This window comes from Rothia sp. 110740021-2 (assembly GCF_054263775.1).
Map to the genome: position 1 here is coordinate 1 of NZ_JBSZFE010000004.1, position 20,260 is coordinate 20,260.

Here is a 20,260-nt window from a genome sequence, read left to right on the forward strand (position 1 = left end):
ACGGTAAGAAGCTTTTTGCGGCTGAGGCGGGAATCGCTTCCAGGTGGAAATACATTCCCTCGCACGCTCGGGATTTCCGCCCTCCAGCCCGTCAGCCGCTCTCCTCAAGCCTTCTACCCCACGGTAAGAGGCTTTTCTCATAGCCTCGACGGGTTGAGGGGTATGTTCCTAGCTCCTGCAGGAGCGAAAGAAGTGTATAGCGCGCCAAGCACACGCACATCAAAAAGCTTGAAAATTGTTCAATTCAGCACACAGCTGTGCTACTCTGGCCACAGAAATTCAATGAGAGATTTTCTCAAAAACATCTACTTGACGACGAATCGTAGACCCGCATGAACCGCGAAACGCACCCCTACACCACCCCCTCATCCCCCCTCGATCTGAGCCTTTACCTTGTCACCGGAGACAACCCCCTCGAAACCGTGAAGCAGGCACAACATGCCACCTGTATTCAGGTTCGCTCCAAACCCATCAGTGCGCGCGAGCTCTACCAGCTCGCCGAAGCTATCGCCGGCATCATCCAACCCCACCAGACTCTGCTCATCGATGACCGTGTTGATGTCGCCCTCGCGTTGCGTGCCCGCGGCGTGCGCGTTGACGGCGTGCACATCGGTCAAGACGACCTGCCCGTAGCCGACGCCCGCGCCCTCCTCGGCACCGACGCAATCATCGGTCTGACCACCGGCACTCGGCAGCTCGTCGAAGAATCGAACAAGATCGCGCACCTGATCGACTACATTGGCACCGGGCCATTCCGCCCCAGCCCCACCAAGCAGTCCAACCGCCCGCCCCTCGGCATTGATGGGCTCCGCGAACTTGCCGAGCTGTCCGCCGTACCCACCGTAGCTATCGGCGACATCACCCCCGAAGACTGCCCTGCCATCCGCACCACCGGAGTCGCCGGAATCGCCATGGTCCGCGCCTTCGTCGACAACCCCGCACTGCAGGCATAGCCATGACCATCACCATCATTGGCGGCGGAATCATTGGCCTCACCACCGCGTTTGAGCTCACTGAACGTGGCGAAAGCGTGCACCTCATCGACGCCGAAACCAGCGACTACGGCACCGCCGCCGACGGCACGCCCCTCTACCCCGCCGCCAGCCACTACGCCGGCGGTATGCTCGCACCCATCGCAGAAGTACAATTCCAGCAGGATGCGCTCTTCCCGCTCATGACCGCTAGCGCTGATGCCTACCCCTCCCTTATGGAGCGGCTTAGTCGCGCGACCGATCTACCCACCGGCTACGACACTACCGGCACGCTCATCGTCGCAGCTGACCGCGCCGACGCCGAGCACCTGCAACGCACCCGCGCCTACTACCGGGACATGAACCGCCCCGCAGACGCAGTCACCCCCTCACAGGCGCGCGCCCTCGAACCGCTCCTGGCGCCGCGTATTGCTGGTGCCGTGAGCATCCCCAGCGACCATCAGCTGCACCCGCGACTCATGGTCCGTGCTCTAAAAGATGCCTTGGTGCATCGCGGTGTCACCTTCAGCGCCGAACAGGTCACCGACCCGGACGCAGGCGACATTATCTGCACCGGACTAGGGGCAACACTACACGGGGACTACCCGCTACGCCCCGTCTACGGGGACATTCTGCGTCTGCGCGTCCCGCGGCCCATCCTCAAGCACGTGGTGCGCGGCTATGTGAATTCCCGTCCGGTCTACCTCATCCCCCGCCCTGACGGGGAGCTGTGCATCGGCGCGACCAGCCGCGAAGACCACCGCACGCTGCCCGCCATTGACGGTGTATACCAGCTATTGCGTGACGCGATTCGCCTCGTCCCAGCTATTGAAGAATGCGAACTATTGGAGGCGAACGTCGGCGCCCGTCCCGGCACCCCGGACGACCTGCCTATCTTCGGGTACCGCACACGCGCTGATGGCACCCGCCAACTCGTGTCCACGGGCTATTTCCGCCACGGTATTCTGCTCGCTGCGCTCGCCGGCAAGATTGGTGCTGAGGTTGCCTGCGGGGCAGATATTCCGCCCATCATGCAGGCGTGCGACCCGGCACGATTCACCCACTAAACACATTCCCCGCCGGGTGCACCCGGCGCCCTCACGAAAGGATTTCGCATGACCATCACATATAACGGTGAGCTGCTCACCACCAACACTACAACAGTATTTGACCTTGTCATGGAGCAGTTTGGCACCGATGCTGGTGTGGCTGTCGCGCTCAACCGCAGCATCTTGCCTCGTTCCGTTTGGAAGAATTCAGTGCTGAACGATGGCGACCGGGTAGATGCTCTCACCGCCGTCCAGGGCGGCTAATACCTCCCTCAGAAAAAGAATATACGTTCTACATATTGGGTGGGTGTGTACGCCATACACACCCACTGCACCGTTCCCATAGAGGAGAACTCATGAGCCTTACACCGCTCACCATTGGCGACCGTACTTTCAGCTCCCGCCTCATCATGGGCTCCGGAGGCGCCACCAGCATGGACCTGCTCGAGCAGGCGCTTATCGCCTCCGGCACTGAGATGACGACCGTTGCCATGCGCCGTCACGCGGCAGGAACCCCCATTTTTCCGCTTCTGCAGAAGCTCAATATTGCACCGCTACCCAATACCGCAGGGTGCCGCACCGCAGCTGATGCCGTGATGACTGCGATGCTCGCCCGCGAGGCGCTGGGTACCTCATGGGTGAAGGTCGAGATCATCCATGACGAAGACACCCTACTTCCGGACACCGTGGAGCTGTTGAACGCTTGCGAGCAGCTGGTCGCTGAGGATTTCACGGTGCTCGCGTACACCTCTGACGACCCGGTGGCTGCCGCTCGCCTGGAGGATGCGGGCGTTGCCGCGGTTATGCCGTTGGGCGCACCGATTGGTACCGGTCTGGGCATTTTGAACCCGCACAATATTGAGCTGATTGCTTCTCGCGCACAGGTTCCGGTGGTTCTAGATGCTGGCGTGGGTACCGCCTCCGACGCGGCACTGGCAATGGAGCTGGGTTGTGATGCGGTGTTGTTGGCATCGGCGGTGAATCGTGCTGAGGATCCGGTGGCGATGGCTCACGCGATGAAGTTTGCGGTGCAGGCGGGCGCGTTGGCGCGTGAGGCTGGCCGTATTCCGGTGCGTGAGCACGCGAAGGCGTCGTCACCGTCGGAGGGTTTTGTCTCGTGGATGTAAATCTTTCCCCTACCCCGGTGAATCCGGAGCATGCGCGTCTGGATCGCGAGCGCACGGATCGTCAGCGTCGCCTGCCGGGCTTTAATCAGGATGCGGTGGCGGGTGCCCGCGTGTTGGTGATTGGTGCTGGTGGTTTGGGTTGTCCGGTGGTGCAGGCGTTGGCGGCGGCTGGTGTGGGGTATCTGCATATTGTGGATTCTGATTTGGTGGAGCTGTCGAATATTCAGCGTCAGCCGCTTTTTGGTGTGCCTGATGTGGGTGAGCCGAAGGCGGAGGTTGCAGCGCGCCGCGCCTTGGATTTGTGCCCGTCGTTGACGGTTGAGACAACGATTCGGCATGTGGATGCGTCCTGTATTTTGGATCTTTTCGCCGCGTCGGCACCGGATTGTGTGGTGGATTGTACGGATACGTTTGCGTCGAAGTATCTGATTGCGGATGCTGCACAGGTTGCGGGGTTGCCGCTGGTGTGGGGCACGGTTTTGCGTTTTGGCGGGTCGGTGAGTCTTTTTGAGGCGGATGGCGCGCATTTGCGTGATATTTTTCCGACGATTCCGCAGACGGTGGAGTCCTGTGCGATTGCCGGGGTGTTGGGCGCGACGACGGCTGTGGTTGGTTCGCTGATGGCGACGGAGGTGCTCAAGTTTGTGAGTGGTTTGCCGACGGCGGCGGGCACTCTGCTGACGTATGATGCCTTGTCGGGTACGTGTACGTCGTTTGGGGCGGTGCCGGATCCGGCGCGTGTGGTGCCGGTGGATTTGTCGGCGCATGAGGTTCCGCAGGTTCTGCTGGATGTGCGTGAGGCATCCGAGCGTGAGGAGTCGGTGAAGCATGAGGGTTCGTTGCATGTGGCGCTGTCGCACCTGAGTGACGCTGAGGGGTCGTTGTTGCCGGCAACGGACGTGCCCGCAGAGCTGCTGACCCTGTTTGAATCGGTGCGTGATCAGCGCGTGGGCGTTTTCTGTGCCTCGGGTGCGCGAGCACAGCGCTTTGTGCAGGCGTACGCGGAGCTGGCAGGCAAGTACGGGGTGCGCCTCACGGCCATTTAGGGAACCACCGGCGTAGCTATCCCTTCCGAAAGCGACATCAGGGTGCCCGAAGCGAAGCGAGGGCGGGTGCCCCTGTAGGAACGAGGGCGTATACCGCTTTCCGCTTAACTCGTAGGGACAATTCCCCATGTGCAGGGCGTAAAATCGTGTATAACACGGCGGCACATCGCACGGTTTGTCCTGCTTAAAGAGCTTTGCCTAAAAGCTGCCGTTGCCGCCTCCTGTTTTCGCACACTCACTCTAGGAGTTTTATGCTCACCATCTCTACTGTGCCGCTCGTTTTGTGTACGGCACTTGTTGCGTTGACTTTGTTGATTAGCGGTATTGCTAAGGCGAAGGACCCGCAGAGTACCGTGACCGGTATTCAGAATCTTGGTTTGGAGAAGATTGCGCCAGCCCGTACGGTGTCGCTGATTCTGCCGTGGTTCGAGATTGTTTTGGCTTCGGTGCTATTGCTGTCACCGGTGCGTCTACCTGCAGTGATTGCGTCGGGTTTGGCGCTGGTTCTGATGCTGTTTTACACGGTGGTGATTGCTCGTGCTTTGGTGACGGGTCGTACCGGAAGTTGTAATTGTTTCGGTTCCGAGTCAACTGCACCGGTGAGCCGTTACACGCTGATCCGCAATATTGCGCTGCTGTTAGCTTCTCTTGGCGCTCATATGAGCGCGTTGAAGGGCGGCGTGGGTATTATTCCGACTCTCTTGAGCTTGGATGCTAACGGCTGGACCTGGATTATTGGCACGGTGCTGATTGCTGTGACGATGGAGGCTGTCCGCCGCGGTGACGTCTTGGGCGCGGAGGATGAGCGTCCGCAGGTTATTCTGCCTGAGCCAGTGTATGACGAGAACGGTGAAGAGCAGTATGTTCGCGTGCCGATTCCGCATGCGGCGCTGTACCTGGAGAATGGTCGCCACACGAATATGCGTGCGTTGGCTAAGAATCAGGCGCGTGTGCTGGTGTTTGTGTCGGCGACCTGCGCTGGTTGTGTGAAGTTTTTGAAGACGATGTCTTCGTGGCAGGAGCGTCTGCCGCTGGTGGCGTTGCATCCGGTGTATTCGAGTCTGGATTCGTTGCAGACCTCGCGTAATGCGGGTACGTTACCGGAGGGTTTGACTCCGTTGATTGACCGTGAGGCTGGTGCGCACGCGAATTTCGGTAATGGTGTGCCGTTGGCTGTGGTTTTGGGGGCTGATGGTCTGATTGCTGGCGGCCCGGTGGCTGGTAAGGAGCAGGTTGAGGAGCTGCTTGCCGATATTGAGTCGCAGTTCGCTGAGGTTGCTCGTCTGGCTGAGGAGGAGCGTCAAGAGCAGATGCGTAAGGCGCTTGCTGAGGATACATCGAGTACTGCTGGCGATCACCTCTAACCGTTCCTCTGTAGTTTCTCTGCTTTTTGTGCGGCCTCGATAGCCCCGTCCGGCTCTTACTGCCCTTACTGGCAGGTGCCGGGTGGGGCTATGCTAGAACGTAGCGCACACACCGCATATATGCCGCGGTCACCTTGCCTGGTGGCGGTTGGCGCATCCCAACCCTGTCTAAGGAGTTTTTATGGCAATGATGAGTTTCAACGCTCCGGGTGAGCGTGAGAAGTCCTTGTGGCTGGTCCGTAAGGAGAGCAACCCGAATCATTCTCAGTGGTACATTGACCGTTTTAAGGCGATGGAGGCTGAGGGTAATGATATGGCGGGTGAGTCTCGTCTGGTGAACGCTATGGCTTCTCGTGGTGCGAAGATTCTTGATGCGGGTTCGGGTCCTGGTCGTGTGGGTAAGCAACTGCACGCGTTGGGTCACCGTGTGACGGGTGTTGATATTGATCCTGAGCTGATTGAGGAGGCGCGCCGCGTCTGCCCGGATGCTACTTGGATTACCGCTGATTTGGTGGATTTGCCGGAGGTGCTGGGCATTGAGGGTGACGCGACGGCGGAGAATGGTTTTGAGCTGCTGGTGTGTGCGGGTAATGTGATGGGTTTCCTGGCCCGTTCGACTCGTAAGCCGGTGGTGGAGAATTTCCGTCGCGTGTTGGCTCCTGGTGGCCGTGCGGTGGTTGGGTATGGTTCGGGTCCGGGCCGTGATTATGCGTTTGAGCAGTTCCTCTCTGATGCGCGCGCGGCTGGTCTGAATGTTGATAACACGTATTCGTCGTGGCAGATGCACCCGTTTGTTGAGGGCTCTTCGGATTTTTTGGTGGCGGTGTTGTCGCGCCCGGCGAACTAGGCTCGCTTCTAAAACTGGCGCGCAATGCGTCTTGAGTTAGGCATACAAATGGCCCGGCGCTTACCCCCGTGTGGGGTGGGTACCGGGCCATTCCGTATTCGGAAGATGCACATCCAAGAAGAAGCACCGGTGAAGCGTGGGTGTTCTAGCGGATAAGGTAGATGGTGCGGGCGATTTCTTCGGGCATGAAGGATGCTGCGAAGAGGATTGCCACGATGATGACGGCGAGTGCGGTCATGAGGCTGGAACGCCAGCCGGGGTGTAGTTCATTGAAGGTGATAAGTCCCTTGTGTTCTTTGTCCATATTGACCACGTTGATCTGCTTGTAGATGGTGGTTTGGGCGGAGAGTTTGGAGGAGACTTCTCGCATAGTTTTGCCGTCCCAGATGCGTCCGTCGATGCGCATGAGTTGTTTGCCGTCTTTGTCAACGGCCCACATGGCAGGGAAGCTACGGTAGCGTAAGCGGCCGGCAACGGTTTTGAGTTTCTGGCCGTAGGCTTTTTTTGGGTAGAGCTTTTCGGCGTAGATGGTGTGGTCGATGTTTTCGAGGGGTACGGCTAACCATCCGAAGGTGCGTGCACGGAGCACGTGGGTTTTGGTGATGACGATAATGGTGGGTTTGAGGACTGAGTAGAGGTTGATACCTGCGATGGTGCCGATAAGAAGCACAAAGATGGTGTACGGCAGGGCTGGTCGCTTGTAGAAGATGAAGGCGAGCGCGGCGAGGAGCACGATGGTGCCGGGGAGTGCCGCTTCGATGCGCCTACCGTAGGAGCGCATGCGGGGGTGGAATAGTTCGTTGACTTCGCCGTATTTGGCGGGGACTTCGTGAGCGCGTTCTGCCATATACACAATTTTAGTGTGTGCGGTGCGTGAAACCTAGCGGACTACCTGCGTTACTCTGGTTCTATGCGTAATTTTTCTCCCGTGGAGCGGGTCCTGGCAATGTGGATGGTCGGTGTTGTGGTGGCGGTTTCTGTGGCTACTGCGGCGCTGGTTATGACGAATAAGCTGGTGTATGGTCCGACGGGTCAGGTGCGGGAGTATTTTCATGCGTTGCGTACGGGTAATGGTTCGTATGCGCGTGGTTTATTGGGCGCGCAGATTCCGGAGGGTGATGCGTCGCTGCTGGATGGGGATGCTTTGAGGCGTTCGGTGTCTTCTTTGGGTGAGGTGTCGTATGAGGTGGTGGAGACCAGCGAGGATGGTGAGCATGCGACGGTGCGTGCTTCATATTCTTTGGGGGGTTCGCAGCAGCATACGGATTTTCGTTTGCACCGTTCGGGCACGCATTGGGGCTTTTTTGATAAATGGGCTATTGATGAGGCGTCTTTGCCGTCGGTGAAGGTGAATATTCAGGGTGTGGAGGCTGCGACGATTAATAACCGTAAGGTTGCGGTGGATAAGGGTGCAGCGTCGTTCCCGGTGTTTTATCCGGGTGTGTATGCGGTGTCCTATGATTCGACGGTGTATACAGCGCAGAAGGTGAATGAGGTGGTGACTGCGCAGGATGCGAATCATTCGGTGCGTATGGAGTTGAAGCCGAGTGATAATGCTTTGTCGTCGGTGAAGGAGCAGGTGCAGGATCATTTGCAGAAGTGCACCCAGCAGAGCACTCTTTATCCTGGTGGGTGCCCTTTTGAGTATGCGTTTACGGGGCGTGTGGATTCTGAGGTGAAGTGGTCTGTTGAGAAGGTTGCGGATCCGCAGGTGAGTGTGAGTTCGGCGGGTGTGTGGTCGTTGAAGCCGATGTCGGGTACGGCGAAGGTGTCATTTACTCAGTTGGATTTATACACGGGTACACGTTCGCAGGTGCAGAAGGAGATTCCGTTTACGTTGAAGGCGTCGGTGGAGGCGGATGCGAAGGCGGTCCGCGTCTCCTTCTAAGAACGAACGGCGAGAGCCAATATACTCTGAATACGACATCAGGGTGCCCGAGCGAAGCGAGGACGGGTGCCCCTGTAGGAGCGAGGATGACCCAGCCTTTTCGCATCCCACAATCCTAAAAGTACAAAGGGAACCGGCACTATCCGCAGCGGTATTAGGGCAGCACAACAGAATAGGGTCAGTATTATCCGTATCGATATCAGGGGGTGTCCGAGTATAACGAGGACGGGTGCACCTGTAGGAGCGAGGATAATACTGACCCTTAATTCTTTTCTGTTATAGATCCCTAGTTGATACCGCGCAGGTCCAGGACGAGTTCGCTTTCGTCTGCCTCGTCACCGGTCACGACGACGGGAATACCCCAGTCCTGCTGGTAGAGGTGGCATGCTGCGTGCTCGGGGATATCACCGCCGGGGGTGCCGTCGCAGGCGGCGGCGCGGGCGGTGATGTGCAGGACTGCCTCGGTGATTTCGGGGTTGAGCACGAGGGTGCGGGTCAGTCCGGTGGAGGTGCCGGCCCCTTCCAGGATGAAGTTCTCGGGGGTGGATGAGATCTTCAGCTGAGTGGGGTCGCCCCAGCGGGTGTCAAGCTTCTGGCCGGTGGGCACGGTGAATCGTGAGGTGAATTTGAGGGTGCCGCCGGTGAGCTTGGTGGAGGGGCGTGCGGTGGTGATGGCGCCTTCGTCGACGTGCTGTGCCTTGGCGGGGATGGAGGCGCGTACAAGCTGGTGGGCGTTTGTTTCGACGATGATGAGGCGCGGTTCTTCGCCGGGTACTTCTTCGACGAGCAAGTCGGAGGGTTCATCGAGGCCGCGTTCGAGGGTACCGAGGGTGCCGGTTGCGGGGTCCCAGCGGCGGATGGCGCCGTTGTAGGTGTCAGCGACTGCGATGGATCCGTCGGGTAGTTCGGTCAGACCGAGGGGGTGCTGCATGCGGGCGGTGTCGGAGTCACCGTCGACGAAGCCGAAGTCGAACAGGCCTTTGCCAACGGCGGAGGTGACCTGTACGCCGTCTTCGGCGAAGGTGACGTGGCGCAGGCCGCTGGTTTCGGAGCATGCGATCCAGAGGCTGCCGTCGCGTGCTTCGATGATGCCGGAGGGCTGGGCGAACCATGCGTCGGCGGCGGGGCCGTCGGCGAGGCCTTCGACGCCGGAGCCTGCGAAGATGCTGACGGCACCGTTGGTGGGGTCGTAGCCGAAGAGCTGGTGGGTGCCTGCCATGGCGATGATGAACTGGCCGGCTTCGCGGGAGTAGACGGCATCCCAGGGTGAGGAGAGCGCGATCTCGGTGGCGGGTACGCCGGCGGGGATGTGGTTGGGGTCACCGGTAATGGTGTTTTCGCCGTCGATGACGCGCTGCACGCCGTTGCCTGCGAGGGTGCGCACTTCACCGGTGCTCAGGTTGAGGGAGCGCAGGCGGTGGTTGACGGTGTCGGCTACCAGCACGTCGTAGCCGAGCTGTTCGCGCAGGTTTTCGGGTACGAGGGCGAGGCCTGCGGGTTCGTTGAAGCGTGCTTCGGTGGCGGTACCGTCGACGTGGCCCTTGACGGGGTGGTTGACGGGGTCATCGCCGCCACCGTAGGTGTTGATGACGGTGTTGAGGTCGGCTGCTACCTGCAGGATGCGGTGGCGTGCGCTGTCTGCGACGAGGTAGGTACGTTCGCGGTTGCCGAAGAGGTTTGCGGGGCCAAATTGGGCGGGCAGTTCGATTGCTTTGCCGGGGAAGGCGTAGGTGCCGGCTGCCTTGGGGCGAGGCACGTAGGGGCCGTCGCCGCGGTGCAGGGTGCCCTTCGCTTCGTGTTCTGCGACGAGTTCATGGACTAGGGAAGTGAGGCCCTGTACGTGGCCTTCGCCGGAGAGGTGGGCGACGATGTAACCTTCGGGGTCGACGACGACGAGGGTGGGCCATGCGCGGGCGGTGTATGCCTGCCAGGTGGTCAATTCTGGGTCGTCGAGTACCGGGTGGGTGATGTGGTAGCGGTCGACGGCTGCGGCAAGCGCTACGGGGTCTGCTTCGTGTTCGAATTTGGGGCTGTGTACGCCCACGGTGACGAGTACATCGGAGAATTCTTCTTCGAGGGGGCGTAGTTCGTCGAGGACATGCAGGCAGTTGATGCAGCAGAGGGTCCAGAAGTCGAGAATAACGATTTTGCCGCGAAGATCCTGCAGGGTGAGGTTTTTGTCGCCGGTGTTGAGCCAGGCTCGACCTTCGAGTTCGCTGGCACGTACGCGTACGCTGCGGATGGTGTTCTCGCTCATGGTTCTCTCTCCTGTTGGGTGCGCCATGTGTGGGCGCGTTGGTTTGCTGTCCCCATTATGCCAGCGTGGGGTGGGTGGTTCGCTGGGAGTTGAGGTTTGTGACTTGGGGGCTTAATGACTCGTCATATTAAGTCACATTGCGGGTAGTGTGTGGATACATAAAAGCGCCCCGCACGCATCACGTTCGGATACGCACGGGGCGTCTTATAAGTCACAAGCTTGTTACGCTCTGCAAGCATCACTAGCTACTATTACTCTTTACAGCTTACTTGGGCTGTACGGGCTTGACGGGGTTCACGGTGGCGCCGACAGGCTTGAGGGGTACGGAGGGTACTTCGATTGTGTTCTTGCCACCGGTCTGTTTCCAGGCACCGTTAGCTTCAACCTCGACTACGCCATTCTCACCGGTCTGTTCCCAGGAGCCGTCTGCTTTCACCTCTATATTGCCACTCGGGCCGACGCGTTCCCAAGAGCCGTCAGCATCAACTTCTGCAATATCGCCGTTGGGGGCGTGGTAGGACCAGCCACCGTCAGGGTCGATCTGGATCATGGTGTAGCCGTTGACGGCTGCGTTGCCGTTGCCTGCGTTGACGCTGGTACCGTTGGCACCGTTGACGGTCACGCCGTCTTCGGTAACGGTGACGGTGCCTTGGGAACTAGTTGCAGTGGCGCTCGGGGAGGCTGCGTCGCTTGCTTTGACGGTAACCTGGCCGTTGCCTGCTGCATCGGCGGTGGATGAAGCCTTGGCGGTTGCAGTGGCAACGGGTACCGGAGTGGCGGCGGATGTATTCTGCTCACCGCAGGCACTCAGGCCGAGTGCTGCGATTGCTGCGAGGGACAGTGCTGCCACGCCGGTGCGGAAGCGACGGTTGGTGGTCTGTGCGGAAGTATGCTGGGCTGGGCGTTCCATGAGGTAGCTCTCCTTGTGCCTCCCGGAAGATTAATCGTCCCGGGTTTGTATGGTTGATTTTCCGGGTGGGATGGGGCCGTTGTGTATTGTGTGTGGCTTTTCCTTCACCGGTGACTCCAGCATAGGGGGTGAGTCTAAGATTGAGCTTTAGTTTGCTGTGTTTATGCTGTGTCCAGACAGCAATGTATAAGTATTTTTCCCAAAGGGGTTTCATATTTGCGGTTTTTTGGCTTAGCTTATGCATAGCTTTCTATCTATATGTATAAGTTTTTCTTTATTTTTTCTGTAGTCCCCCCTAGCTTCTTCTGCGAAATAGGGATAGTTTCTGTGTTTTCAGCTCAACCACCAATTAAGGTCATAAAGACACAACTAATCAGCGATTCTAGGGGGCCGCCGCACCTGCCTAGGGGCGCTTCCGCTACTTGAGCCCCCCTTCGGCAGGGTTTTCTCCACTATTTTCCCTTGGGCAGGCATAACAAAAGACCCCCACCGTGAGGGTGGGGGTCTTTTGTCAGATTCAAAGTCTCAAGAGTTACTTCTTCTGAGCGACTGCTGCCTTCAGCTTGGAGCCTGCGGTCAGCTTCACGCCGTGACCGGCGGGAATCTGGATAGTTTCGCCGGTCTGCGGGTTACGGCCGGTACGAGCTGCACGGTCGGTGCGCTCGATTGCCATCCAACCGGGGATGGTAATCTTCTCGCCCTTGGAGACGGAAGACTCGAAAACCTGGAACACTGCGTCGAGTACTGCGTTGACGGTTGCCTGGCTCTTGCCAGACTTCTCTGCAACCTCTGCAACGAGTTCGGTACGGTTCTTAGCCATTAGGGTGCCCCTTCCAGAGACTTAGATTTGAGTCTAAAGCGAGTGACCGTCTTGCGACGGAAAACCGTTTAGGAACTAAAATACCAGATTTACCAGCTGGACTTGGTGATACCGGGCAGCTCGCCACGGTGTGCCATCTCGCGGAAGCGCACGCGGGAGATACCGAACTTCTGGAAGGTACCGCGGGGGCGGCCGTCGATCTGGTCGCGGTTACGCACGCGAACGGGGGAAGCGTTGCGGGGCAGCTTCTGCAGTGCCACGCGTGCTGCTTCGCGCTCCTCGGGGGTAGCGTTCTCGTCGATCAGGGTCTTCTTCAGTGCGATACGCTTCTCGTTGTAGCGAGCGACGATGACCTTGCGCTGCTCGTTGCGAGCGATCTTGGACTTCTTAGCCATTCTTAGCGCTCCTCTCGGAAGTCAACGTGCTTGCGGACGACGGGGTCGTACTTCTTCAGCACCATGCGGTCGGGGTTGTTGCGGCGGTTCTTACGGGTCACGTAGGTGTAACCGGTGCCAGCAGTGGACTTGAGCTTGATGATAGGACGGAGGTCCTTAGCCTTGGATGCCATTTACTAGATCTTCTCCCCGCGTGCGATGATTTCTGCAACAACGGCATCGATGCCACGAGCATCGATAACCTTGATGCCCTTAGCGGACACGTTCAGGGTTACCTTACGACGCAGCGAAGGAACCCAGTAGGTCTTCTTCTGAACGTTCGGATCGAATCGACGCTTGTTGCGGCGATGCGAGTGCGAAATGCTGTGTCCAAAGCCGGGAACAGCTCCGGTCACCTGGCAGACTGCTGCCATGTTTCACTCCTTTATTGATTGACTTTTATGACGGTACGCAGTCGATGTTACTCGTGAGCGTCCCGCCACCAATGTAGAAGCACCGGGTTATTCGCCGGGCTAGAGTGTTTGAGATCGTCACGTGGGTGAGAGGCCACGTATCGATCCCCGCCGCGGGAAAAACGGTGAAGCTTATTAGTGTCGAGAGGCGTTTCCACCACTACGAACAGCGTTAAATTCTAGGTAAATACGGGGGTTCGTGCAAGCCTACACGCCGGATTTTGCCTTAAAAATCCGCGGAATCTCGGTGTTCTGAGCCGATTGCACCTCATTTAAGCGAAGTGCTTGATTCGCAGATGCACGCCTGCCCTCGAACGGCAAACATACCTATCCATTCTACCAAAAATGGGTGTTTTTGCAAGTCCAGATGTTTTTAAGGAATTCTTTAACACCCCTAGTCAGGCATTAATGCGCCATTTTAAGAACGGACATTCTCTATGTGACCGGGGATAAATTACACCGGTGAAATTCGTGTTGTGAGATTAACAGCTTAAGCCGGTTTTAAGCCGTAGACAGCCCCACGTAGCCAACTCTTACGGTGTGCGTAGGGCTGTTAAACAGGTTTAAACACGCGTTTAAAGAGCATTTAACTCTCGTTTTAACGCTTCCACCCCGGTTTTAAAGGGCAGTCTATGGGTTCGCAACGGTACGAATAACGGCGGATTGACCCCTTCCCGTTACGGCGTAGATGCAGACACAAATACGGCACAAATGCAGCGCATGGCACTCCCCCGGCATACAGTTCTACACCGTAACATGCGACCCTCGGCGTTAGCTCTTAAGGCCTGCCGCGAGGACCCACTCCGGGTACTTGGGGCTCACACCGTCGCCGGAGCTCGTGCCCTTCAGCCGGCGACCAATCCACGGCAGGGCAAACTCGCGGACCCAGCGTGCCTCCTGCTCGACCTTCTCACGAGCGGTCAGCTGCACCTCCGGGGGTATTACCGGTTCGGTGACCACACCGGGCAGGCCGAGCTGTGCCAGCACGCGGGATGCGAAGCGTTCGTGGCCGAGGTGGTTCATGTGCAGGCGATCGTCAGCCCATAGACGCCAGTCGAGAAAGTCATTCCAGCGCCAGTAGTCGATGATGTGCACGCCGTAGTCTTCAGCGATACCGCGCAGTAGCTCGTTGTAGGTGGCAGTGCGGCCGCGGGTACGGGAGAAGGGGCCCTGGCCCTGCACATCCAGGCCGGTTACGGTAAGCACTTCGATTCCTTCGCCGCGCAGGGTGGCGAAGGCTTCGTCTACGTGAGTCATGAGCCGGTCAATATCCACGTTGGGTCGCATGATGTCGTTGCCACCGCCGTAGAAGGTGACGAGGTTGGGCTTCAACTCCAAGGCGTGGGGCAGCTGCTCCTCAAGGATGGGGATGAGCAGACGGCCGCGGATGGCGAGGTTTACGTACTGCGCCTGCGGGTCTACTGCACCGAGGCCTTCGGCAACGCGGTCTGCCCAGCCGCGCAGGCTGTTAGGGCGGCGGCGGTCAATATCGCCCACGCCTTCGGTGAAGGAGTCGCCGATTGCCACGTAGCGTACTGATTCACCGTTGAGCTTGCCGTTGGAGTCCAGGAGCGGGGTCGTCATTGTGTTCTTCTTTCCGGGCCTCTGTAGAGATTGCCCCCTTTTGTGGAAGAAGCCGGCACACCCGCGCGATGTACCGGGTTCTTCGCTGAGTTTTCAGTGCGTCCTGTTGCCCAGTATCCCATTGTTATGGGCGCTTCAACAGATACGAGCGGGGGTTTCTTAGGATTTGACAGCACTCTGTGTGCTATGCGGAGAGACGGTATTGGGTTGGGCGTCATCATCCTTACAGGGAATTGAGAATAGCAAATCCTCCGCTCTGTTCACACTTCTATAGAACAGCGTGGAGGATTTGCTATATTGGCGAACTTTAGAAGTTCACTTTTCCGTTGACGAGCCAGCCGCCTTTCGATGCACGCTGGAAGACTTCCTGAGCCATGGTGCGGCCGTAGGTCTTGGAGATATGGTTATCATCAAAGTAGACGTAGATGTTTCCAATCACGGGGCTGCACATGCCGTCCGGGCAGTACACGTCCTTCAGATCCACCATGACGGCACCCTGGTCGCGGTACTTGTCGAAGATTTCCTGTGCGGGGTTTTCTTCGGCGTACTTTTCGCTTGCGGGTCGTGCACAGGAACTCTTGTCGGCACCGGCCTTCTGAGCGCATTCGTAAATGTTGTACTCGAAGCGCGGGTTATCGCGCAGGCCGATGACCTGGACTCCTGCCTCAGTGAGGCGGCGGACCGTCTCGTCGAGGCTCGAGTCGACTCGTTCGTCGTTCGAGCGGGCCTGGGCAACGGTGGCGATGAGCACCACGGTCTGCGGCTTACGCTTAATAATTTCCTCGGTCATCTTGGTGTTGAATTCCGAGCATTCGTTGCTGGCGTTGACGGAGTGGACCGGGTACTGGCAGCCACCGAATAGGTAGGTCTGCAGATTGGTCTTGGTCTGTTCTGCAATGGGCTTGAAGATGCTCAGCGCCTGCTCAGCGTGGGAGTTACCGATGACCATGGTCAGCGGCGCGTCCTCGGGGCCGTACTTCTGCACGCTGCAGTATTTGGCGAGTGCCGGGTCGGATGGCGCGAAACCGCCAGCGCAGGGGTCGCTCAGTCCGTCGAACTGGGTTTTGACGTCGCCACCGGAGGGGATGGGGGTGTCAATGAGTCCCTGCTGGGGGCCACCGATAGCCCGGGCACCGGGGTAGTTTTCACTGGCGGTCTGTACCTTCAGTTCGGCATTGTGCTCGGACTGGGCATTGCGGTAGCCAATCCAGGTCTGTGCGGCGACCAGGGGTATGCCTGCGACCAGGAAGATTGCGAGGATGAAGGCGAGCTGGTCTGCCCAGGTCTTGACGGAGAAGACGGTCTTGAAGCGCATCTTCATCATGAGCCAGGGTACGAAGGGGTCCTTGCGGTAGCGCAGCGGCTTCTCGACAAAGCGGATAAGCAGCCAGGCCAGGCCGATGGAGGCAAGGATGATGACGGCACCTTCGATGAAGTTCACTCGGGAGGTGCCGACAGCGCTGCTGTAGAGAATGAGGATGGGCCAGTGTACCAGGTACAGCGCGTAGGAGATGTTGCCGAGGTTCTGCAGGGGCGCGGAGACCAGCAGTCGATCGATACCCCAGCGGCTGTTGGTGCGGCCTGCCATGATGACGAGCGCGCCGGAGAGCACGGGCCAGAGTGCCAGGTAGCCGGGGAATGCTCGTTCGACGGGGAGAATTGCGCCGCAGGTGACCAGACCGATAATGCCGATCCAGCCCATGACAATTCGCGTCTTTTCGGGTGCTTTCCACTTGAGAGTGAGCATTGCCAGCAGAGTACCGATGGCAAATTCCCAGAGGCGGGTGCGGGTGTCAAAGTAGGCGAATCCCTGGTTGGTGTCGGTTTCAACGATGGAGAAGGTCAGGGATGCGACGAACACCGTGTTGAAGACAAATACCGCGGTGGTGAAGAGGTTCCCGCGGAATCTGCGTACGAAGTAGGCTACTGCTGCGAAGAGCAGGGGCCAGATGATGAAAATCTGTCCCTGGATGGAGAGCGACCAGAAGTGCTGGAATGGTGACTTCACGGAGGCGTTTTGGGCGTAGTAGTCTACGGAGCTAAACGCGAGGTTCCAGTTCTGGAAGTAGAACAGGGAACTCGTTGCGTCGGTTACGGTTTGCGACCAGCGGCTGGGTGCAAGGATGAAGAAGGACGCAATGGTGGTACCCGCAATAACTACTGTGGCTACCGGCAACAGACGCTGGAAAACGTGCAGCCAGTAGCTGAGGAGGTTGAGGGGCTTGCCTTCGTTGATCTTACGCATGAAGGAGAGCGAGAGTAGGAAGGCGGAGATGAAGATGAATACATCCACACCGCCAGAAACTTTACCGAACCAGACGTGGTAGAGCACCACAAGGAGCACGGCGAAGGCACGCAGACCCTGAATTTCAGGGCGGAACCCTCTCGATTCGATGAACTTTTCGAGGGGGTAGTCGCTGGCTTCGCGTGCTTTGATGCTGTGCGGTGCAGTGGTGTAGGCTTCCTGCGAGGGGGGGGGCTGCGGGATTCCGGAGGTTTCAGACATTCTCGGTTCCTCAGGATGGATCGTTGATGTGTTGTACGGGTTCTGTAGACACTACAGGACCCGTACAATAAAATCCTGACTCGCACCTCTGCTATGAGGCTGGTGCGAACCAGGATTTTTCTGAGCCCCCTACCGGATTCGAACCGGTGACCCTCTGTTTACAAGACAGATGCTCTGGCCAACTGAGCTAAGGAGGCAACCTGTCCAGTGTACCCTATTCTCGCGGTGGAGTCTGCTTAGTTGTTCTTTTAGGTTTTGGTTGAGAATACTTCTAAATTATGGGGTGCTGGTACGTTCGTTTCTTTCGTTTTACCCCTTAAGAGCACCACTTCTGTATGCTGCTCACTCATCCCTTGTACTCATCACAGTGTATGGAAAAACCCGGTAGCCTCGCATGGAGGTTACCGGGTTTTTCTATCGAAGAGGTTACTTCTTCTTAGCTTCGATCTTTTCCTTCAGGAAGGTACTGAAGTCGTTGCTGGTGTACTGGTCACCATCAACGAAGACGGTCGGGGTACCCTGAATGCCGTTCTTTGCGGATTCAGCGTTGACCACGTCCACGAAGGGGCGCCACTTGCCGTCGTTCATATCGGAGCCGATAGACGCACCGTGCTTAGAAGCGATGTCGGCGATTTGTTGGTTGTTCATGTCACCACTACCCCGCTTGTTGAAGATTTCGCGCTGGTAGTTCAGGAATTCACTGGTACTGATCTGGTTTGCCACGGAGTATGCTGCTGCCGCATTACGGGCGGAGTATGCGGTGGGCGAGGTGCGGTCCAGGAAGGTCAGGTTACGGATTTCCAGGGTGATGGTGCCGTCTTCGACGAGCTTCTGGATTTCTTCACCGTACTTCTTCTCGAACTCTGCGCAGTGCACGCAGTTGTAGTCCTGGAAGATGGTCACGCGAACGGGCTGGCCGTTCTTGGATGCCTCTTCAGCGGTCTGCACACCCGGGGGCAGAGTATTGACTGCTGCTACTGTTCCGTTGACCATGGGGGTTACGGAGGAGGTCGAGGTTGCGAGCTGCTTGAAGTCGCGGCTCTCCTGGGTGGAGGAGTTCTGGACGATGCCGTCCTTGGTCAGCACGATACCACCGTATTCGTTGGCGCTGGAGGGCACCGGGCCGCTTTCTGCTACCTTGGTATTCTTGTTGCCGTTGACTACGACGAAGCCGATGATACCTACGATAATGAGGGCCACGGCGAGTACGCCGAACTGGAGCCAGCGGCGGCTTGCCTGGCTGGGGCTCTTCTTGGCCTGCTGGGCCGCAATCTGGCGGGCTTTTTCGCGGGCGTCGGTCGACATGCCTGCTCCTTTGGTTGGGATTATGGGTGGCGGTTCGTCCACTTCATCTAGCCTACTCCGGTTGGAGTAAGCGTCATCCGAGTAAAGATGACCTGACTCTTCCGGCACGGGGTTGTTCTTATCCGCTATAGGGTGTTCTAGAGTTATAGCTTCCTGCCGTTTATGGCAGCTGAAAGCTATATCGATCAGTTCCTATCACGTGGATAGGTTCTGTCTTATCTCTAGTATGGACGTACCGCGCTACCCGTCTAGCCTACCGAATGGGTGCCGTATCGGCTAGTTAATACTCTGACTGAGATACTGTGATGTCTATTCTCACGCTCTCAGCTTATTTTCCTTATAAGCTTTCGTAACTCTGAGAGGTTCCTACCTGCCACAAGCTAAGCCGAGGCACCCACCCGGTTCAGCTCACCAGCCGTTAGGGAATGTTGTAGACTTCCACTCCACCAATGAAGGAGCGGGTGTTGTAGTTACCCTTCCATTTCCATTTCACGCTCAGGCCGTGCTTCTCCAGTACGGGAATAACCGTCTCTCGCAGCAACTGTACAGAGAGCTTCTCGTGAAGGGCCCTAATCTCTTCCTTCTGCGCATCGCTCAGGATATTCCATTTTTCTTCGTCCCTGGGGTAAGCAAGGAAGGAACCAAAACCAATGTAGGTGCCGCCGCTCTCAGCCAGGCTTTCGGTGTCTTGCTGATGGAAGTAGATGTATCCCTTCCATTCACGGCTATCGTCCATTTCGCCCCAGATTTCTGCGGATGCGCAGGTACCGCAGCAGGTAAAGTTCTGTCGTGCAATGACTCCTTCTTCTTCCAGGGCTGCGAAGGCACGGTTGAGGTTGGAGTTCTTCTGCATTTCGGGGGTAATGCCCAGCTCAGCGGCAAAGGCACGACGACGCTTGATGAGCTCTTCAGTGTACTCTTCAGCCCGCTTTTCCCAGAGCTTGCTATCTTCATCGTCGTATCCCAGGTCGAGGGCGCCCATAATACTTTCGACGTACAGGTCAGTGTCAGGTTCTCCCATGAAGATTAGGGGCCAGAGGCCCCAACGCAGCTCGGCTTCGTCTTCTTCGTCCAGTCCCCATTCTTTGGGGAATGGCAGGTCAAGGCGTTCTTCGCTCCAGCGTTCGTAGATGTCTTCTCATCAGCCATGATGATGCTCCTTTGCTTGCTCTCTACTTATTGAGGTAGAGATGCGGCCTGCTTTTGTTGTTAAGGTATCAAGAGTTTCTCCACTGCGCCCTCTATTTTCGTCATTCAGACGGAGCTGTTAACTTCCCATCTCGTCGCCCCTGCCTCAGGTTGGCAGGCTGTCTAGGCTGCATCCCCTGTTTCTCTGCTTCTCAGCTGAGTCTCTGAATCTTTGCACCTCTGATGAATTAGGTGTCTTTCGTTCTAGGAGTTTTTGGGTACACAAAAAGAGGGGAAGACCTATAAGGTCTTCCCCTCTTGAATAAAAAACCCGCGGTGACCTACTCTCCCACACCCTCAAAAGTGCAGTACCATCGGCGCAAAGAGCCTTAGCTTCTGGGTTCGGAATGGAACCAGGCGTTTCCCTCTTGCTATAACCACGGAAAATCTAGCGAATAACTTTGTTATTCAAAATTTCCGAATAAAAAGCCTCAACCTCCCGAAGGAAGCCCAGGGTTATTATCCAAAAACCATACAGTGAACGCAAACAACAAACAACTTCCTGAAAAGTAAGCCTTCAGCCTATTAGTACCAGTCAACTCCACGAGTCT

19 protein-coding genes, 1 tRNA gene and 1 rRNA gene are annotated in these 20,260 nt (G+C 57.6%); 8 read left to right on the plus strand and 13 right to left on the minus strand.

Going from position 1 to position 20,260, the window contains the following annotated elements; translation table 11 throughout:
- The first annotated feature begins 332 nt into the window (after positions 1 to 332).
- The 7 genes from ACUXHH_RS08215 (at position 333) to ACUXHH_RS08245 (ending at position 6,404) form a co-directional block, all read left to right on the plus strand.
- Positions 333 to 953 carry a thiamine phosphate synthase gene (locus ACUXHH_RS08215; protein WP_458391204.1) on the plus strand — a complete coding sequence of 207 codons (621 nt, stop codon included), beginning with the start codon at positions 333 to 335 and terminating at the stop codon, positions 951 to 953.
- Positions 954 to 955: 2 nt separating this feature from the next.
- Complete coding sequence (gene thiO, locus ACUXHH_RS08220; protein WP_458391205.1) at positions 956 to 2,038, plus strand: glycine oxidase ThiO; 1,083 nt, start codon at positions 956 to 958, stop codon at positions 2,036 to 2,038.
- Positions 2,039 to 2,086: 48 nt separating this feature from the next.
- Positions 2,087 to 2,284: a sulfur carrier protein ThiS gene (thiS, locus tag ACUXHH_RS08225; RefSeq protein WP_279741666.1), complete on the plus strand. Its 198-nt coding sequence runs from the start codon at positions 2,087 to 2,089 to the stop codon at positions 2,282 to 2,284.
- Between the two features lie 92 nt (positions 2,285 to 2,376).
- Complete coding sequence (locus tag ACUXHH_RS08230) at positions 2,377 to 3,147, plus strand: thiazole synthase (RefSeq protein ID WP_458391206.1); 771 nt, start codon at positions 2,377 to 2,379, stop codon at positions 3,145 to 3,147.
- A complete protein-coding gene (locus tag ACUXHH_RS08235) occupies positions 3,138 to 4,193 on the plus strand; it encodes a ThiF family adenylyltransferase (protein ID WP_458391207.1) in 1,056 nt (351 codons plus the stop codon). The genes ACUXHH_RS08230 and ACUXHH_RS08235 overlap by 10 nt, the downstream gene beginning before the upstream one ends.
- A 251-nt stretch (positions 4,194 to 4,444) precedes the next feature.
- The gene (locus tag ACUXHH_RS08240; RefSeq protein WP_458391208.1) at positions 4,445 to 5,557 is read left to right on the plus strand and encodes a MauE/DoxX family redox-associated membrane protein; all 1,113 of its coding nucleotides are present in this window, start codon (positions 4,445 to 4,447) and stop codon (positions 5,555 to 5,557) included.
- Positions 5,558 to 5,738: 181 nt separating this feature from the next.
- On the plus strand, positions 5,739 to 6,404 hold the full coding sequence (locus tag ACUXHH_RS08245; RefSeq protein WP_279789768.1) for a class I SAM-dependent methyltransferase: 666 nt from the start codon (positions 5,739 to 5,741) through the stop codon (positions 6,402 to 6,404).
- Between the two features lie 145 nt (positions 6,405 to 6,549).
- On the opposite strand, the gene ACUXHH_RS08250 is transcribed toward ACUXHH_RS08245, so the two are convergent.
- On the minus strand, positions 6,550 to 7,251 hold the full coding sequence (locus tag ACUXHH_RS08250; RefSeq protein WP_279754242.1) for a hypothetical protein: 702 nt from the start codon (positions 7,249 to 7,251) through the stop codon (positions 6,550 to 6,552).
- A 63-nt stretch (positions 7,252 to 7,314) separates the two neighbouring features.
- Between ACUXHH_RS08250 and ACUXHH_RS08255 the strand changes: the two genes are divergently transcribed.
- Entirely contained in the window at positions 7,315 to 8,292 is a 978-nt protein-coding gene (locus tag ACUXHH_RS08255) for a zinc ribbon domain-containing protein (protein ID WP_279754241.1), read from the plus strand.
- 286 nt (positions 8,293 to 8,578) lie between these two features.
- Here the strand turns inward: ACUXHH_RS08255 and ACUXHH_RS08260 are convergent, their stop codons facing one another.
- From ACUXHH_RS08260 to rrf, 12 genes are all read right to left on the minus strand, one after another.
- Positions 8,579 to 10,549, minus strand: a complete 1,971-nt coding sequence (locus ACUXHH_RS08260) for an NHL domain-containing thioredoxin family protein (protein ID WP_279754240.1) — start codon at positions 10,547 to 10,549, stop codon at positions 8,579 to 8,581.
- A 265-nt stretch (positions 10,550 to 10,814) separates the two neighbouring features.
- Entirely contained in the window at positions 10,815 to 11,459 is a 645-nt protein-coding gene (locus tag ACUXHH_RS08265; RefSeq protein WP_458391209.1) for a hypothetical protein, read from the minus strand.
- 532 nt (positions 11,460 to 11,991) lie between these two features.
- Positions 11,992 to 12,279: an HU family DNA-binding protein gene (locus ACUXHH_RS08270; protein WP_279754238.1), complete on the minus strand. Its 288-nt coding sequence runs from the start codon at positions 12,277 to 12,279 to the stop codon at positions 11,992 to 11,994.
- An 89-nt stretch (positions 12,280 to 12,368) separates the two neighbouring features.
- The gene (rpsN, locus tag ACUXHH_RS08275) at positions 12,369 to 12,674 is read right to left on the minus strand and encodes a 30S ribosomal protein S14 (RefSeq protein WP_005506731.1); all 306 of its coding nucleotides are present in this window, start codon (positions 12,672 to 12,674) and stop codon (positions 12,369 to 12,371) included.
- Between the two features lie 2 nt (positions 12,675 to 12,676).
- Entirely contained in the window at positions 12,677 to 12,847 is a 171-nt protein-coding gene (gene rpmG, locus ACUXHH_RS08280; RefSeq protein WP_004005967.1) for a 50S ribosomal protein L33, read from the minus strand.
- 3 nt (positions 12,848 to 12,850) lie between these two features.
- Positions 12,851 to 13,087 (minus strand): 50S ribosomal protein L28, encoded by a 237-nt coding sequence (rpmB, locus tag ACUXHH_RS08285; protein WP_004005966.1) that lies wholly within the window; start codon positions 13,085 to 13,087, stop codon positions 12,851 to 12,853.
- Positions 13,088 to 13,897: 810 nt separating this feature from the next.
- Positions 13,898 to 14,710: an SGNH/GDSL hydrolase family protein gene (locus ACUXHH_RS08290; protein WP_279790732.1), complete on the minus strand. Its 813-nt coding sequence runs from the start codon at positions 14,708 to 14,710 to the stop codon at positions 13,898 to 13,900.
- A 307-nt stretch (positions 14,711 to 15,017) separates the two neighbouring features.
- On the minus strand, positions 15,018 to 17,216 hold the full coding sequence (locus ACUXHH_RS08295; RefSeq protein WP_458391210.1) for an acyltransferase family protein: 2,199 nt from the start codon (positions 17,214 to 17,216) through the stop codon (positions 15,018 to 15,020).
- A gap of 123 nt (positions 17,217 to 17,339) precedes the next feature.
- A tRNA-Thr gene (locus ACUXHH_RS08300) sits at positions 17,340 to 17,413 on the minus strand.
- 229 nt (positions 17,414 to 17,642) lie between these two features.
- Positions 17,643 to 18,521, minus strand: a complete 879-nt coding sequence (locus tag ACUXHH_RS08305) for a DsbA family protein (protein ID WP_279754237.1) — start codon at positions 18,519 to 18,521, stop codon at positions 17,643 to 17,645.
- A 418-nt stretch (positions 18,522 to 18,939) separates the two neighbouring features.
- Positions 18,940 to 19,542, minus strand: a complete 603-nt coding sequence (locus ACUXHH_RS08310) for a DUF6891 domain-containing protein (RefSeq protein ID WP_279789759.1) — start codon at positions 19,540 to 19,542, stop codon at positions 18,940 to 18,942.
- 435 nt (positions 19,543 to 19,977) lie between these two features.
- Positions 19,978 to 20,094: ribosomal RNA gene (rrf, locus tag ACUXHH_RS08315) — 5S ribosomal RNA — on the minus strand.
- Between the last annotated feature and the right edge of the window lie 166 nt (positions 20,095 to 20,260).

Excerpts from the sequence above, each read along its gene's own strand:
- ACUXHH_RS08215 (WP_458391204.1), top strand. The coding sequence starts at position 333 with ATGAACCGCGAAACGCACCCCTACACCACCCCCTCATCCCCCCTCGAT.
- thiO (WP_458391205.1), top strand. The coding sequence starts at position 956 with ATGACCATCACCATCATTGGCGGCGGAATCATTGGCCTCACCACCGCG.
- thiS (WP_279741666.1), top strand. The coding sequence starts at position 2,087 with ATGACCATCACATATAACGGTGAGCTGCTCACCACCAACACTACAACA.
- ACUXHH_RS08230 (WP_458391206.1), top strand. The coding sequence starts at position 2,377 with ATGAGCCTTACACCGCTCACCATTGGCGACCGTACTTTCAGCTCCCGC.
- ACUXHH_RS08240 (WP_458391208.1), top strand. The coding sequence starts at position 4,445 with ATGCTCACCATCTCTACTGTGCCGCTCGTTTTGTGTACGGCACTTGTT.
- ACUXHH_RS08245 (WP_279789768.1), top strand. The coding sequence starts at position 5,739 with ATGGCAATGATGAGTTTCAACGCTCCGGGTGAGCGTGAGAAGTCCTTG.
- ACUXHH_RS08250 (WP_279754242.1), bottom strand. The coding sequence starts at position 7,251 with ATGGCAGAACGCGCTCACGAAGTCCCCGCCAAATACGGCGAAGTCAAC.
- ACUXHH_RS08255 (WP_279754241.1), top strand. The coding sequence starts at position 7,315 with ATGCGTAATTTTTCTCCCGTGGAGCGGGTCCTGGCAATGTGGATGGTC.
- ACUXHH_RS08260 (WP_279754240.1), bottom strand. The coding sequence starts at position 10,549 with ATGAGCGAGAACACCATCCGCAGCGTACGCGTACGTGCCAGCGAACTC.
- ACUXHH_RS08265 (WP_458391209.1), bottom strand. The coding sequence starts at position 11,459 with ATGGAACGCCCAGCCCAGCATACTTCCGCACAGACCACCAACCGTCGC.
- ACUXHH_RS08270 (WP_279754238.1), bottom strand. The coding sequence starts at position 12,279 with ATGGCTAAGAACCGTACCGAACTCGTTGCAGAGGTTGCAGAGAAGTCT.
- rpsN (WP_005506731.1), bottom strand. The coding sequence starts at position 12,674 with ATGGCTAAGAAGTCCAAGATCGCTCGCAACGAGCAGCGCAAGGTCATC.
- rpmG (WP_004005967.1), bottom strand. The coding sequence starts at position 12,847 with ATGGCATCCAAGGCTAAGGACCTCCGTCCTATCATCAAGCTCAAGTCC.
- rpmB (WP_004005966.1), bottom strand. The coding sequence starts at position 13,087 with ATGGCAGCAGTCTGCCAGGTGACCGGAGCTGTTCCCGGCTTTGGACAC.
- ACUXHH_RS08290 (WP_279790732.1), bottom strand. The coding sequence starts at position 14,710 with ATGACGACCCCGCTCCTGGACTCCAACGGCAAGCTCAACGGTGAATCA.
- ACUXHH_RS08295 (WP_458391210.1), bottom strand. The coding sequence starts at position 17,216 with ATGTCTGAAACCTCCGGAATCCCGCAGCCCCCCCCCTCGCAGGAAGCC.
- ACUXHH_RS08305 (WP_279754237.1), bottom strand. The coding sequence starts at position 18,521 with ATGTCGACCGACGCCCGCGAAAAAGCCCGCCAGATTGCGGCCCAGCAG.
- ACUXHH_RS08310 (WP_279789759.1), bottom strand. The coding sequence starts at position 19,542 with ATGGGAGAACCTGACACTGACCTGTACGTCGAAAGTATTATGGGCGCC.